The 12,807-nt window shown below is 72.3% G+C and carries 14 protein-coding genes; 10 read left to right on the top strand and 4 right to left on the bottom strand.

Features of this window, described 5'->3' with window-relative positions:
• The first annotated feature begins 26 nt into the window (after nucleotides 1–26).
• Nucleotides 27–230, top strand: coding sequence for a hypothetical protein (locus AQI70_RS01360; RefSeq protein WP_062142848.1), 204 nt, complete (start codon nucleotides 27–29; stop codon nucleotides 228–230).
• Here the strand turns inward: AQI70_RS01360 and hrpB are convergent.
• Nucleotides 212–2,710: an ATP-dependent helicase HrpB gene (hrpB, locus tag AQI70_RS01355; protein ID WP_062142845.1), complete on the bottom strand. Its 2,499-nt coding sequence runs from the start codon at nucleotides 2,708–2,710 to the stop codon at nucleotides 212–214. The two genes, AQI70_RS01360 and hrpB, sit on opposite strands and share 19 nt — an antisense overlap.
• Nucleotides 2,711–2,765: 55 nt before the next feature.
• Nucleotides 2,766–3,614 (bottom strand): class I SAM-dependent methyltransferase, encoded by an 849-nt coding sequence (locus AQI70_RS01350; RefSeq protein ID WP_079051101.1) that lies wholly within the window; start codon nucleotides 3,612–3,614, stop codon nucleotides 2,766–2,768.
• 376 nt (nucleotides 3,615–3,990) lie between these two features.
• On the opposite strand from AQI70_RS01350, the gene rpsA reads away from it, so the two are divergent.
• The 4 genes from rpsA (at nucleotide 3,991) to AQI70_RS01330 (ending at nucleotide 7,793) form a co-directional block, all read left to right on the top strand.
• Nucleotides 3,991–5,487 (top strand): 30S ribosomal protein S1, encoded by a 1,497-nt coding sequence (rpsA, locus tag AQI70_RS01345; protein WP_062142840.1) that lies wholly within the window; start codon nucleotides 3,991–3,993, stop codon nucleotides 5,485–5,487.
• A 244-nt stretch (nucleotides 5,488–5,731) separates the two neighbouring features.
• On the top strand, nucleotides 5,732–6,670 hold the full coding sequence (locus AQI70_RS01340) for a PAC2 family protein (RefSeq protein WP_037889762.1): 939 nt from the start codon (nucleotides 5,732–5,734) through the stop codon (nucleotides 6,668–6,670).
• Nucleotides 6,671–6,726: 56 nt separating this feature from the next.
• On the top strand, nucleotides 6,727–7,362 hold the full coding sequence (coaE, locus tag AQI70_RS01335; RefSeq protein WP_062142836.1) for a dephospho-CoA kinase: 636 nt from the start codon (nucleotides 6,727–6,729) through the stop codon (nucleotides 7,360–7,362).
• 50 nt (nucleotides 7,363–7,412) lie between these two features.
• The gene (locus tag AQI70_RS01330; RefSeq protein WP_062142832.1) at nucleotides 7,413–7,793 is read left to right on the top strand and encodes a tetratricopeptide repeat protein; all 381 of its coding nucleotides are present in this window, start codon (nucleotides 7,413–7,415) and stop codon (nucleotides 7,791–7,793) included.
• 72 nt (nucleotides 7,794–7,865) lie between these two features.
• Here AQI70_RS01330 and AQI70_RS01325 read toward each other — a convergent pair whose 3' ends face one another.
• Complete coding sequence (locus AQI70_RS01325) at nucleotides 7,866–8,159, bottom strand: DUF6343 family protein (protein WP_208607289.1); 294 nt, start codon at nucleotides 8,157–8,159, stop codon at nucleotides 7,866–7,868.
• A 55-nt stretch (nucleotides 8,160–8,214) separates the two neighbouring features.
• Between AQI70_RS01325 and AQI70_RS01320 the strand changes: the two genes are divergently transcribed.
• Complete coding sequence (locus tag AQI70_RS01320; protein WP_062142827.1) at nucleotides 8,215–9,126, top strand: acyltransferase domain-containing protein; 912 nt, start codon at nucleotides 8,215–8,217, stop codon at nucleotides 9,124–9,126.
• An 88-nt stretch (nucleotides 9,127–9,214) separates the two neighbouring features.
• Nucleotides 9,215–9,691, top strand: a complete 477-nt coding sequence (locus tag AQI70_RS01315) for a DoxX family protein (protein WP_062142823.1) — start codon at nucleotides 9,215–9,217, stop codon at nucleotides 9,689–9,691.
• 70 nt (nucleotides 9,692–9,761) lie between these two features.
• Here AQI70_RS01315 and AQI70_RS01310 read toward each other — a convergent pair whose 3' ends face one another.
• Nucleotides 9,762–10,313 (bottom strand): RNA-binding S4 domain-containing protein, encoded by a 552-nt coding sequence (locus tag AQI70_RS01310; RefSeq protein WP_062142820.1) that lies wholly within the window; start codon nucleotides 10,311–10,313, stop codon nucleotides 9,762–9,764.
• Nucleotides 10,314–10,383: 70 nt separating this feature from the next.
• On the opposite strand from AQI70_RS01310, the gene AQI70_RS01305 reads away from it, so the two are divergent.
• From AQI70_RS01305 to AQI70_RS01295, 3 genes are read left to right on the top strand one after another with little or no spacing between them, the layout of a single operon-like run.
• Entirely contained in the window at nucleotides 10,384–11,091 is a 708-nt protein-coding gene (locus AQI70_RS01305; RefSeq protein WP_062142815.1) for a uracil-DNA glycosylase, read from the top strand.
• 37 nt (nucleotides 11,092–11,128) lie between these two features.
• Nucleotides 11,129–12,091, top strand: coding sequence for a prolyl aminopeptidase (gene pip, locus AQI70_RS01300; RefSeq protein WP_062142812.1), 963 nt, complete (start codon nucleotides 11,129–11,131; stop codon nucleotides 12,089–12,091).
• Between the two features lie 14 nt (nucleotides 12,092–12,105).
• On the top strand, nucleotides 12,106–12,765 hold the full coding sequence (locus AQI70_RS01295) for a maltokinase N-terminal cap-like domain-containing protein (protein WP_062142809.1): 660 nt from the start codon (nucleotides 12,106–12,108) through the stop codon (nucleotides 12,763–12,765).
• Nucleotides 12,766–12,807: the final 42 nt, after the last annotated feature.

Genomic DNA, 12,807 nt, shown 5'->3' with positions numbered 1-12,807 from the left:
GCGGCCCCCGAGTTGTACGAATCCGCATGACGTACGCAGCACCGGGGGAGGCCGTCGTCATGGCCAAGGGGGTCGTCGTACACGGCCTCGGGAAGCAGTACCTCGGACCCCACACCCTGCACGGAGGCGGCGCGCCCGCCCTGCTGGACGGCCTGCGGGCGGCAGACGCGCCGACCCTCAGGCTCGACGACGTCGAAGTGGCCTTCTGCCTTCAGCTCCCGCCCGCCTGACGCCGGGCCCGAGCCGCCGTGTGCCGGGTCGGTTCGGCCGTGGCCGGGTCCTCGGGCCACGGATGCTTCGGGTAGCGGCCGCGCAGCTCCGCGCGTACCCCCTTGTAGCCGTCCTGCCAGAAAGAGGCGAGGTCGGCGGTGACGGCGGCAGGCCGGCCGGCGGGGGAGAGGAGGTGCACCAGGACCGGCACGCCCGCGACGGACGGCGACCGGTGCAGTCCGAACATCTCCTGCAGCTTGACGGCAAGGACGGGCTGTTCGGGATTGGCGTAGTCGATCCGGATCCTGGACCCGCTCGGTACGGTGAGCCGCTCGGGCGCCAGCTCGTCCAGCCGGGCCGCTTCTCCGGAGGCCCAGGGCAGCAACCGGCCGAGGCCGGCCCCGGCATCGATCCGTCCCAGATCGGCCCGCCGCCGGGCCCGGCTCAGCTCCGGCTCCAGCCACTCCGTCACGCGCGCGTGCAGAGCGTCGTCGGACACATCCGGCCACGGCTCTCCGAGGTGCGCCCGCAAGAAGGCCAGCCGCTGCCGCAGTACGACAGCCTCCGGGGACCACCGCAACAGCCCGAGCCCCTCCTGCCGCAGCCCCTCCAGCAGGGCAGCGCGTACGAGGGCGGGGTCGGCGTTCGTCAGCGGGCGTACCGTCAGCTCGATCGCCCCCAGCCGCTCGACCCGCCGGGCGACCACGTCCCCGTCCGCCCAGTGGACCTCCTCGCCCTGCGAGCACAGAGGAGCGGCCGCCGTCCGGGCCACCTCCTCGTCCACCACGGCGGCGAGCTGCACGCGCGCGTGCCCCTTGCCTACGGGACGGTCCGCCACGGCGACCGCCAGCCAGGGCGCCCCGCGCAGCGGCGAGCCGTCCCTGAGCTGCGCCCGGGTCCCGGAGGCCAGGAGAACCGACCCGCCCTCGACCCTGCCCACCCGCTCGGGAAAGGCCAGCGCGGCAACGGCCCCGGCCAGGGCGTCGTCCCCGGCGCCCGACTCCACGGCGGGCCCTCCGCCGAGGTTCCGCAGGCGCCGCACCTCCGCACGCCACCGCCCGGCGTACGCGTCACCCCCGCGCCGGGCCGCACGCACCGCGGCCACCAGGTCGTCCCCGTACTCCCGCGGCGCCTCCTCGGACAGCAGCGCCACCCACTCGGCCCCCTCACCGGAGGTGTCCAGCAGCGCCCGCCCCAGCCGCGGGTGCAGTCCCAACCCCGCCAGCCGCACTCCCCGCTCCGTGGCCCGCCCGGCCTCGTCGACCGCCCCGATGGCCGTCAGCACCGAACGCGCCGCCGCCATCGCGCCCGCCGGCGGCGGGTCCAGCAGCGCGAGCCCGGTCGCCTCCGGATCCCCCCAGCACGCCGCCTGCAACGCGAACGCCGTCAGGTCGGCCACCTTGATCTCGGGGGAGGGGAACCGTGGCAGACGCGCGTCCTCCGCCTCCGCCCAGCAGCGGTACACCGCCCCCGGCGCCTCACGCCCGGCCCGCCCCGCCCGCTGCCGCCCGGCCGCCTGCGAGGCCCGAACCGTCGTCAGCGCGCTCAGCCCGCGCGCGTGATCCACCCGGGGCTCCCGGGCCAGCCCGGAGTCGACGACCACACGGACCCCGGGAACCGTCAGCGACGACTCCGCCACGGACGTCGCCAGCACCACCCGGCGCCGCTCCCCGCCCGCCAGCACCGCGTCCTGCACGGCCGCCGGGGCACGCCCGTGCACCTGGAGCACCTCCACACCGTCCAGCCCGCCGAGCTGACCGGCCACCCGCGCGATCTCCCCGACACCCGGCAGGAAACACAGCACGTCCCCCGCCCGCTCGGCCAGCGCCCGCCGCACCACCGACGCCACATGCGTCAGCAGCGCCGGATCCACCCGCATCCCGTGCGGCGGCCGTACCGGACGCGCGGGCGGCGCCCACACCACCTCCACCGGATACGAGACGCCCGCCGCCTCGACCACCGGCGCGTCCCCCAGCAGCCGCGCCCACCCCTGCGCGTCCGTCGTCGCCGACGCGGCCATCAGCCGCAGCTCCGGCCGCAGCGTCTGACGTACGTCCCACAGGAACGCCGCCACCGTGTCGGCGTCCAGATGCCGTTCGTGGCACTCGTCGAGCACCACCACGTCCACGCCCGTCAGCTCCTGGTCGCGCTGCAACCGCTGGAGCAGCACACCGGTCGTGACGACCTCCACGCGCGCGTGGCGCCCGACGACCCGCTCCCCGCGCACGGTGTACCCGACGCTCCCGCCGGCCCTCTCGCCGAGCAGCCACGCCATCCGCCGCGCGGCGGCCCGGGCCGCGATCCGCCGCGGTTCGGCGACGACGACCCGCCGGGCCGGACCCTCCCCGAGCAGCCCCGCCAGCGCCAGCGGCACCAGGGTCGTCTTGCCGGTGCCGGGCGGCGCCACCAGCACGGCGGTGCCGTGGCCCTCCAGGGCGTCGTGCAGACCGGGCAGGGCACCGCGTACGGGCAGCGCGTCCAGGGCGTCGTAACGGATCACGCTCCTAGTGTCGTACGACCGCGAAACCGCCCCCCACGCGCGCGTGCTCCCTTTCTCAGTCCCGCTCGCACACGAAGATCGCCGTCCCCGGGATCAGGTTTCCGCGCAACGGCGACCAGCCACCCCACTCCGAGGTGTTCCACGCCGGCCACTCCGGCTCCACCAGGTCCACCAGCCGGAAACCCGCCGCGACGACGTCCCGGACGCGGTCGCCGAGCGTCCGGTGATGCTCGACGTACACCGCGCGGCCCTCCTCGTCCTGCTCGACGTACGGCGTGCGGTCGAAGTACGAGCCGGAGACGGACAGGCCCTCCGGGCCGGGCTCGTCCGGGAACGCCCAGCGGATCGGGTGGGTCACGGAGAAGACGAAACGGCCCCCGCGCCGCAGCACCCGTCGCACCTCCCGCAGCACCTCCACCGGCTCGGCGACGAACGGCAGCGCCCCGTACGCCGAGCACGCCAGGTCGAAGGAGGCGTCGGCGAAGGGGAGGGCGCCCGCGTCGGCGCACACCAGCGGGAAGGAGCCGCCGATGCGCAGGGCGTGCTGGAGCTGACGGTGGGAGATGTCCAGGGCGACCGGGCGGGCCCCCTGCGCGGCCAGCCAGCGCGAGCACTGCGCCGCGCCGGCGCCGATCTCCAGGACGTCCCTGCCCTTGAGCTCCTCCGGCGGGCCGAGCAGCTCGGCCTCCGCCTCGTCCAGACCCTCCGGGCCCCACACGAAACGGTCGTCCCCGAGGAAGGTGCCGTGCTCGGTCTGGTACTCGTCCGCGTTGCGGTCCCACCAGCCCCGGTTCGCGCGGGAGCTCTCCGCGGTACCGGCAGCACGCCGGGTGGCCTCCGGTTCGAGGGCCGACTCGGAAGCGGACCGGAAGGCGGACTCGGACGATACGGGCTCTTGGATGATCGGCTCCCTCGTCGTACTCTTCCGTCACCTCGCTGGCATCACCCGTATGGCGGTGTCGCGAAAGGGACGCCTTGCGGCCTGCGTGGCCTCAGGAGACAGGTTTTGTGCCGGGTATGGGGTGATCCGCCCCGGGTGTGCGCCTTCGCGCATTGACCCTGTCCGGCTGCCCCCGTATGCTACAAGTTGCGCTGCGGGCCTGCGCACCTCAGACGTAGCAGGCTGCGCTCGCATCTGTTGTATGTCCCCTCGGTTGTCGAGGCGCCACCAGGTTTTTCGTGTGGCGCTTCCTTGGCTGTCCGGCTTCTGCAGAGCGAAACGGGCTCCCGGCGTAAGCAGTACCTACGACTTCAATGTCCGTACCGGAGCCCTTTCCCACATGACGAGCAGCACCGAGACCACCGCCACCACCCCGCAGGTAGCGGTCAACGACATCGGTAACGAGGAAGCTTTCCTCGCCGCGATCGACGAGACGATCAAGTACTTCAACGACGGCGACATCGTCGACGGCGTCATCGTGAAGGTCGACCGGGACGAGGTCCTGCTCGACATCGGTTACAAGACCGAAGGCGTTATCCCGAGCCGCGAGCTCTCGATCAAGCACGACGTCGACCCCAACGAGGTCGTCGCCGTCGGTGACGAGATCGAGGCCCTTGTTCTCCAGAAGGAGGACAAGGAAGGCCGCCTGATCCTCTCGAAGAAGCGCGCCCAGTACGAGCGTGCCTGGGGCACCATCGAGAAGATCAAGGAAGAGGACGGGATCGTCACCGGTACCGTCATCGAGGTCGTCAAGGGTGGTCTCATCCTCGACATCGGCCTCCGTGGCTTCCTCCCGGCCTCCCTGGTCGAGATGCGCCGCGTTCGCGACCTCCAGCCCTACGTGGGCAAGGAGCTCGAGGCCAAGATCATCGAGCTGGACAAGAACCGCAACAACGTGGTCCTGTCCCGCCGTGCCTGGCTGGAGCAGACCCAGTCCGAGGTCCGCCAGACGTTCCTCACCACCCTCCAGAAGGGTCAGGTCCGTTCCGGCGTCGTCTCCTCGATCGTCAACTTCGGTGCCTTCGTGGACCTGGGTGGCGTCGACGGTCTGGTCCACGTCTCCGAGCTCTCCTGGAAGCACATCGACCACCCCTCCGAGGTTGTCGAGGTCGGCCAGGAAGTCACCGTCGAGGTCCTCGACGTCGACATGGACCGCGAGCGTGTCTCCCTGTCGCTGAAGGCGACCCAGGAAGACCCGTGGCAGCAGTTCGCCCGCACCCACCAGATCGGCCAGGTCGTGCCCGGCAAGGTCACGAAGCTGGTTCCGTTCGGTGCGTTCGTCCGCGTGGACGAGGGCATCGAGGGTCTGGTCCACATCTCCGAGCTGGCCGAGCGCCACGTGGAGATCCCGGAGCAGGTCGTCCAGGTCAACGACGAGATCTTCGTCAAGGTCATCGACATCGACCTCGAGCGCCGTCGCATCAGCCTCTCGCTGAAGCAGGCCAACGAGTCCTTCGGTGCCGACCCGGCCTCGGTCGAGTTCGACCCGACCCTGTACGGCATGGCCGCGTCCTACGACGACCAGGGCAACTACATCTACCCCGAGGGCTTCGACCCCGAGACCAACGACTGGCTCGAGGGCTACGAGAAGCAGCGCGAGGAGTGGGAGCGCCAGTACGCCGAGGCGCAGTCCCGCTTCGAGCAGCACCAGCAGCAGGTCATCAAGTCCCGCGAGGCGGACGCTGCGGCTGCCGCCGAGGGCGGCGACGCTGCGGGTGCGGCTCCGGCCGCGGGTGGCGGTTCGTACTCCTCCGAGGGTGCGGACACCTCCGGTGCGCTGGCCTCGGACGAGGCGCTGGCCGCGCTTCGCGAGAAGCTCGCGGGTGGCCAGAGCTGAACGCTAGCCGCTGAGGCTTAGCCGCTTACTGAGGGGCCGTACCTTACGAGGTACGGCCCCTCAGAGTTTTCCTGGGGTGTGCAGGACGTTGTTCGGCCGCGGGCCGGTGGGGGCTTGTCGCGCAGTTCCCCGCGCCCCCTTTGCGGCGTTGTCCATCCGTTCTCAAGATCATGGCCTCCTCCTTTGGGAATGCCCACGCCCGTAAGGGCGTTGTGACATATGGACACAAGGAGGAGCGGTCACAGTGCTTGATCCGCAGGGTTTGTACGCATGGGAGCCGAAGGGCCTGGCCGTCGTCGACATGGCGCTCGCCCAGGAGTCGGCCGGTCTTGTCATGCTCTACCACTTCGACGGATACATCGACGCGGGTGAGACCGGCGACCAGATCGTCGACCGGCTCCTCGACTCGCTGCCCCACCAGCTCGTCGCCCGCTTCGACCACGACCGACTGGTGGACTACCGCGCCCGCCGACCGCTGCTGACCTTCAAGCGCGACCGCTGGACCGGCTACGAGGAACCCGCCATCGAGGTACGGCTCGTCCAGGACGCCACCGGGGCGCCCTTCCTGCTGCTGTCCGGGCCCGAGCCGGACGTGGAGTGGGAGCGCTTCGCCGCGGCCGTCAAGCAGATCGTGGAGCGGCTCGGGGTGCGCCTGTCGGTGAACTTCCACGGCATCCCCATGGGCGTCCCGCACACCCGCCCGGTCGGCCTCACCCCGCACGGCAACCGCACCGACCTCGTCCCGGGCCACCGCAGCCCCTTCGAGGAGGCGCAGGTGCCCGGCAGCGCGGAGGCGCTGATCGAGTACCGGCTGCTGGAGGCCGGGCACGACGTGCTGGGCGTGGCCGCGCACGTGCCGCACTACATCGCCCGCTCCCCGTACCCGGACGCGGCCCTGACCGTCCTGGAGGCCGTTACGGCGGCGACCGGCCTGGTCCTGCCCGGTATCGCGCACGCCCTGCGCACGGAAGCCCACCGCACGCAGAACGAGATCGACCGCCAGATCCGCGAGGGCGACGAGGAGCTCACCAACCTCGTCGAGGGCCTGGAGCACCAGTACGACGCGGTCGCCGGCGCCGAGAGCCGCGGCAACATGCTCGCCGAGCCGGTCGACATCCCGTCGGCGGACGAGATCGGGCGCGAGTTCGAGCGGTTCCTGGCGGAGCGTGAGGGCGAGAACTGAGCGCCGAGCGGGCCTGCCGGGTGTTGATGTCAGTGGCAGGGCCTAAGCTGCCGGTCATGCTGAAGGTGGGCCTGACCGGCGGCATCGGTGCCGGTAAGAGCGAGGTGTCGCGGCTGCTCGTGGAGCACGGAGCCGTGTTGATCGACGCGGACCGCATCGCGCGCGAGGTCGTCGCGCCCGGTACCCCCGGTCTCGCCGCCGTCGTCGAGGCGTTCGGGGAGGACGTGCTCGCCGAGGACGGCAGCCTGGACCGGCCCAAGCTGGGCTCGATCGTCTTCGCCGACCCGGACCGGCTCGCCGTACTGAACTCGATCGTGCACCCCCTGGTCGGCGCCCGCTCCCGAGAGCTCGAAGAGGCCGCCGCCGAGGACGCCGTCGTCGTCCACGACGTCCCGCTCCTCACGGAGAACGGCCTCGCCCCGCTGTACGACGTGGTGGTCGTCGTCGACGCCAGCCCCGAGACCCAGCTCGACCGGCTGGTGAGGCTGCGCGGCATGACGGAGGAGGACGCACGCGCGCGTATGGCCGCGCAGGCGACGCGTGACAAGCGCCGGGAGATCGCCGACATCGTCATCGACAACGACGTACCGCGGGAAGAGCTTCAGCGGCGCGTGAAGGACGTCTGGGACGAGCTCGTGCGCCGAGCCCACGGGGCACAGGGGAGCCGGCAGTCCCAGATGCCTCAGGAATAGCGCCGGCGCGTTCGCGCGTTTAGGCCTTCCAGTGAGGGAAGGACTCTGCCGTGCCCGAGACCAGCGGTTCCACCGGACGTACTCCGGAGACGCATGTCATCGACTTCCGTGCCGCCGAGCAACTGCTCGCCGCGCGGGATCCGAGGGGTGCGGTGAAGCTGCTCGACGGAGTCGTCGCCGCGCACCCGGAGAACACCGCCGCCCGGCTGCTGCGCGCGCGTGCCTTCTTCGCGGCCGCCCAACTGCGGCCCGCCGAGCTGGAGTTCACCATCGTCCTGGAGCGCGAGCCGGACAACGCGTTCGCGCACTTCGCGCTCGCCCGGACCTATGAGCGCCAGGGGCGGCACGACCAGGCCAAGCGTCACTTCCGGCTGGCGGCGGCGCTCGATCCGAACCCGGAGTACCTCAGGGCGGCACGGTTCGACGCGTGAGCGGTGACCGGGGGCGGGGGTTCTGCGGCGCGGCTAGGCCCCGCGACGCGGGGATGATCCAAACGGCAGAGCCTAGGGGTGGCGGTTCTGCGGGGGCGGCGGGTACGGGTGGTTGTCGGGCGGGCGGTACGGCGGTATGTCGCGGCCCGGCTGGTAATGCGGGCCCTGGCGGATGTGCCTGAGGACCACGGCCATGTCGACGGTGATCACCAGCCACAGTGCAGCGCAGGCCGCCGCCCAGCCAGGGCGTCCCGCGAGCGCGAACGCGGCCGTGCCGAAGATCGTCCAGACCATACCCCACACGCACAGCCAGAAGCGGAACCGCAGCGCACTGCGCGCTGTCATCGGCTCACTGCCCGTACGCATCGCCATCACCACTCCTCTTTGAAACGTACTCCTCGAACCGCGCACAGGGGGCTTCGTGCTGCCGGACACCGATGAACTGGCCGTAGTGCTGCTCGACCTCGGAGTACCCCACGAGGACATCGACGACCTCGTCCGGATGGGCCGGCGGGTGACGGACGATCCGGAGCTGCGGCACTTCCTGGAGCGGTCCGTCGGCGCGCTCGTCGAGGGGATGGGGGAGGTCGGCGGCCCGGTCGACCTGCCCGGACTCGACTGGGCCTCGGGCGCCCTGCGGCGCTGCTTCCCCGTGTACGTGTTCGTGGCGGCGCTGCCTCGCACGCGCGCGTACCACCGCGAACGCGGCATCCCGGCCGACGTCTCCCGACGCACCCTCGCCGACCTGGGGCGGAACATGGCCGTGCACCGCAGGCGGTACGGCCGGCCGGGCGTGCAGGCTCCTCGGTGGCTCACCCGTCACTTCCGCGGCGAGCTGTACCAGCTGGGCCGGCTGCAGTTCGAGCGGGCGCGGCTCGGGCAGCGCACGGGGGCGGGGCTGGCGGCGGCCGGTCTTGATGTGGGGCCTGGCTCGCTCTGTCTGAACCTGCACATCCCGGACTTCCACGGGCCGCTGTCGCCGGCCGCCGTCGACCGGTCGCTCGTGCTGGCCGGGGAGTTCTTCGCCCGGCACTTTCCTCAGGAGCGGTACCGGGCGGTGACCTGCCACTCCTGGCTGCTCGACCCGCAGCTCAGGCAGTACCTCACCGCGGACTCCAACATCGTCCGGTTCCAGGAGCGCTTCCGCGTCGCCCACGAGGACACCGAGCCGGCTGACACCGAGCCGGTCAAGTTCGTCTTCGGGGACCCGGAGTTGCCGCTCGAACGGCTGCCGCGCCGTACGGCCGTGGAGCGGGCCGTCGGCGACCACCTGCGGGCGGGCGGCCACTGGTACATCGGGCACGGGTGGCTGCCGTTCGACGCGGGCGGCTGAAATTCCTTTGGTACGGCGATGAGTTCCGGAGCGGCGCCCGGTCTACCTCGGTGACAGCACCACGGACCGCTTCCCCCAGGAGACCTCCATGTCCGAGACCACCGCCTCCGTCACCGCCTCCGTCACCGCCGCCGCCTCCGCCACGTCCGGCACCGTCGTCGCCGAGTCCACGGCCCCGCGCGGCCGAGGGGCCCGCATCGCCCTGCGCGGCCTGCAGATCCTGCTCGCCCTCTTCTACGCGATCGCGAGCGCGCTGCCCAAGCTGATCGCGCACCCCTCGGCCGCCGACGGATTCCAGGAGATGGGCTGGGGCAGCACGGGCATGTACGCCATCGGTGTTCTCGAACTGGCCGGAGCCGTCGCCCTGTTGATCCCGGTGCTGCAGTCGGTGGCGGCCGTCGCCCTCGGCGCGCTGATGGTGGGCGCGTTCGTCGTCCAGATGACCTACTTCGACGGGGAGTACGCCGTCACGCCGCTCGTCCTCATCCTGCCGCTCGCCCTCATTGCATGGGCGCGGCGGAATTCCAACGCGGAGCTGCTGCGGCTGGTGCGCCGACGGGACTGACACAGCCGTACGGCAGGGGCGGCGTCCGGCGGGCCGAGCGGCCCGGGCCGGACGCCACCCCCGTCGTATGTCACCGGCCGCCCGGCCGTCCCGCTCCGCCGCCCATGAGCCCGCGCAGCCGTTCCAGCTCGCGGCGGTCCCGCTTGGTCGGCCGGCCCGCGCCGCGGTCCCGGATGCCGGCCGGGGCGACGGCCTCGCGCGGCGGGGGAGGGGGCGAGTTGTCGACATAGCACTGGGCCGCCACCGGCGCGCCGACCCGTTTGCGGATGAGCCGCTTGACGACGACGATCCGCTCCCGGTTCTCCTGCCGCAGCCGCACCTCGTCGCCGATCCGCAGGGAATGGGAGGGCTTCACGTTCTGGCCGTTCACCCGCACATGCCCGCCCTTGCAGGCGGTGGCACCCATGGAGCGCGTCTTGACCAGACGTACGGCCCAGATCCAGCTGTCGATCCGTACGTTCTCGCCGCTCTGCGGACCGGCGGCCTCGGCGGCCGCGATCTTCGGGTCGACGGCCTGCTCGGCGTTCGTGATCTTCGGGTCGACGGCCTGCTCGGCGTTCGCGGCGTCCGGCCGGCCCTCGGCCGTGCTGCCGCTCTTCTCCTCGTCATCCTCCAAAGCCATGCCTCGACCTTAGTCCCCGCAGGGAGACCTCGGTCGCCGTACGGGGACCGGTCGGCCTTACGGTGGAGCTGTGGACGCCCTCGCTGATCTCGACCGGCGGATCGCGGACTGCCGGGCCTGCCCGCGGCTGGTCGGCTGGCGGGAGGAGGTGGCCCGCACCAGGCGCGCCGCCTTCGCCGACCAGACGTACTGGGGCCGCCCGGTGCCCGGCTTCGGCCCGCCGGACGCCCGCCTGCTGATCGTCGGGCTCGCCCCGGCCGCGCACGGCGGCAACCGCACCGGCCGGATGTTCACCGGGGACCGCTCCGGGGACGTGCTCTACGAGGCGCTGTACGACGTGGGCCTCGCCTCGCAGCCCACCTCGGTCGCCGTCGGCGACGGCCTGGAGCTGTACGGCGTGCGCGTCACGGCGCCCGTGCACTGCGCCCCGCCCGCCAACAAACCCACACCGGGTGAGCGGGAGACCTGCCGGCCCTGGCTGGTGCAGGAGCTGAGGCTGCTGCGGCCGACGCTGCGCGCGGTCGTCGCACTGGGCGCCTTCGGCTGGCAGGCGACGCTGCCCGCGCTGGTCGAGGCGGGGTGGAGCGTGCCCCGGCCGCGGCCCGCCTTCGGGCACGGGGCGCGGGTCGCGCTCGACGGGCTCGAACTCTTCGGGTGCTTCCATGTCAGCCAGCGCAACACCTTCACCGGCCGGCTCACACCCGCGATGGTGCGGGAGGTGCTGCGTACGGCGGCCGACGCGGCCGGGGTGCTGCCCCGCGCATCCGGCTCTAATTGAGGCGACGGGACGTCCGTGGCGACGTTACGGTGCCCGGATGGCCCTCTACCCGGAGATCGAACCGTACGACCACGGGCTGCTCGACGTCGGTGACGGCAACCGCGTGTACTGGGAGACCTGCGGCAACCCGCACGGCAAGCCCGCGCTCGTGCTGCACGGCGGGCCCGGCTCCGGCTGCACCCCGTACTTCCGGCGGCTGTTCGATCCCGCCGCCTACCGGATCGTGCTGCTCGACCAGCGCGGCTGCGGGCGTTCGACGCCGCATGCGAGCGCGTACGAGACGGACATGAGCGTCAACACGACCGCTCATGTCCTCGCCGATCTGGAGCTGCTGCGGCGGCGGCTGGGGATCGGGCGGTGGCTGGTGTGGGGCCTGTCGTGGGGGTCGGTGCTGGGGCTGCGGTATGCGCAGACGCACCCGGGTGTCGTGTCCGAGCTGGTGCTGACCGGGGCCGCGACCGGGTCGAACGCCGAAGTGGCCCTGCTGACCAGGGGGTTGGGGCGGATCTTCCCGGAGGCCTTCGAGCGTTTCGTCGGCGAGCTGCCGCCCGCTGAGCGGGACGGCAACCTCGCCGCCGCCTACAACCGGCTGATCGAGTCGCCCGACCCCGCGGTGCGGGCGCGGGCGGCGCGGGCCTGGACGGACTGGGAGACGGCGACGATCCCGGCGGCGCCGCGCTCGGTGGAGTGGTTCGAGGACCCGGTGTTCCGCATGGGGTTCGCCCGCATCGTCACGCACTACTTCGGCAACGACCACTTCCTGGGCGAGGGCAACGACGAGGGTGTCGTCCTGCGGGACGCGCCTTCGCTCAAGGGCATTCCCGGCACGTTGGTGCAGGGCAGCCTCGACTTCGGCAACCTGCTGGGCATCGTGTGGCGGCTCCACCACGCCTGGCCCGGCAGCGAGTTGGCCGTGGTCGACGAGGCCGGGCACGACGCCGGGGCGCCGGGGGTGACCGAGGCGCTGGTGGCGGCGACGGACAAGTACGCGTACGAGTAAGGAGACTGTGTCACATGGCACTCATTCACCACACCACTCTCAAGCCGACCAAGCTGGAGCTGCTCACCGCTTGGCTGCCCACCCGCCCCTGGTACGAGGGCGGCGGGAGCCGGCCGGAGCTGACCAAGGCGGGCGGCTTCCGGCTGGACGACCCGGAGGGCGAGGTGGGTATCGAGTTCATGGTGGCCACCGATGCCTCCGGCCCCGCCCCGATCTCCTACCTGGTGCCGCTCACCTACCGCGGCGCACCGCTCGACGGCGCGGAGCACGCCCTGGTCGGCACCATGGAGCATGGCGTGCTGGGCAAGCGCTGGGCCTACGACGGCTGCCACGACCCGGTGCTGGTCGCCCAGTTGCTGGCCCTGGTGGAGGGGCGGGCCCAGGCCCAGGCGCAGAGCGTCACCGACACCCCGGACCGGGAGGTCACGCGCTCCTACACCGGTGACGGTCTGCCTTCCGCGCCCGACGTCCCCGCGGTCACCGACGACCAGGACGGCACCGAGCTGTCCCTCACGGGCGGCGCGACCCTCCGCCTGCACCGGATCCTGCGCCCCGCGACCCCGGCCGTCCCGCCCCAGGGAGCCGTTGGCCATGTCGCCGGCGCCTGGGGCACGCCCGACGGCAGCCGTGTCCATGCTGTCTTCGCCGTCCTGCGGGCAGGTTCCGGGGCCTAGCCGTGCCCTAAGGGCGGGGGCTGGTGGTGCCCCGGGGCCGGG

Origin of the sequence: Streptomyces curacoi, from assembly GCF_001513975.1 — a bacterium.
In the GTDB taxonomy this organism is placed as follows: Bacteria; Actinomycetota; Actinomycetes; order Streptomycetales; family Streptomycetaceae; genus Streptomyces; species Streptomyces curacoi.
Note: the sequence above shows the minus strand (reverse complement) of the source record. Positions and strands in the feature narration are given on the sequence as shown.